The sequence below is a fragment of the Salipiger marinus genome (assembly GCF_035481585.1).
Lineage (GTDB): Bacteria > Pseudomonadota > Alphaproteobacteria > Rhodobacterales > Rhodobacteraceae > Salipiger > Salipiger marinus.
Genome location: NZ_JAYKSL010000078.1, coordinates 1 through 1,307, shown reverse-complemented (window position 1 = coordinate 1,307; position 1,307 = coordinate 1). Strand labels below are relative to the sequence as shown.

General features: G+C 58.8%; 1 protein-coding gene. It reads right to left on the bottom strand.

Annotated features, from left to right (window positions below):
• Window positions 1-243 precede the first annotated feature (243 nt).
• Entirely contained in the window at window positions 244-1,077 is an 834-nt protein-coding gene (locus VK682_RS27195; RefSeq protein WP_324782989.1) for a sulfotransferase, read from the bottom strand.
• Between the last annotated feature and the right edge of the window lie 230 nt (window positions 1,078-1,307).

Genomic DNA, 1,307 nt, shown 5'->3' with positions numbered 1-1,307 from the left:
TTGACAAGGCGGCGGGGCTGATCACCATCGATGTCAATGCGGCGTCGATCGCGGCGGCAGTGGTCCTGTATGGCCTCGTGAGCGGCGGCACCTTTGCGTGGTCGCGGTGGGCCAAGGCGCTTGGCGGGAAGACCTGACCGCATATCCCCGCTCTGCAGAGCCTCGCGCCCGACCGGCGCGGGGTTTCGCTTTAGGGCCAGTTCCGCACGGTGCCAGACGGACATGTGCTTGATCGCCTAGCGTTCAAACATCTTCCCTTGAGCGAGTCTCGCGAAGGCTTTCGCGCTCATTCAGGGCAAATGTGACACCTCCACCCAAGCGCGCGAGAGCGACTTCAAATCCGGAAAGAAGCTTCTTCCAGTGCTCATCCCGTTCAACCTTTGAGCTCGTCGAACTGCGCATTCGATTCCCCCCGATCATATGCAACGGCTCCGCACCCCACCCAGTAACTTGGTGATGCTCTAGCGGAAGCCCGACTGCATCCATGATGCTCGCCAACGAGGTCTCCGGAGCGGAACAAAGCTCGTCGTAGGCGAGCGTAACCGAGCTCGAACTGCGTGATGTTTCTGCACGACAGTCCCGACTGCGGGAAATGTATTTCCCAATTTCGGCGTACAGTGACCGCTGCTTGCGCTTGGCTGAAGCCAGCTGGGCCATCGGGGTCTTGAAGATGTGGATCGGAACAACTCTGATGGACGGAGATTGCTTCAGCAAAGCGCCCCAAGTCGAGTCACGCGAAGCATCAACGATTAAGGACATGCCGCTGGCTGCCGAGATCGCTTCCACTATAATCCGCGCCGCATCTCGCGCGAGCGCAGGATTTCGGCGGTGCGCGGCTAGCTCGGCTGCAAGAGTTTGAGGGTCGTTGCCCCTGCTTCTGATTTCTTCGAGGACCGAAGTCCAGAACACGCAAGTTTCAGGCGTCTCGCCGCAGGAGCACGCCTTTCTGCCTTCGGCGAAAGCCGTGAAATTTTTCAGGCCACCTATGGCAAATGCTTTGGAATGGGCTCCTAACATGCGTGCTAAAAGCGTCGTTCCACTGTGCTCTAAGCCCAAAATTGTAGCAACCGTGATCATCTATTCTAGTTCCCGCGTCGGCAGACCGCTCGCCTGCTCAGGCGTCCCAACCTAGTCGCTCCCAACGCAGTCTTCCACAGGTGTTCTATGCTTTTTCCGGACTGGAACGCGGCTCGATCTTTGGACTGCATCGGCCATGACGCCTTCCGCTTTTCCGTTGCTGTCGATCTGGCGGCGGAGAAGGGCGGTAAGCGGGTAGCCGAGACCGTTCAGGCTTTGTGATTCCAGGG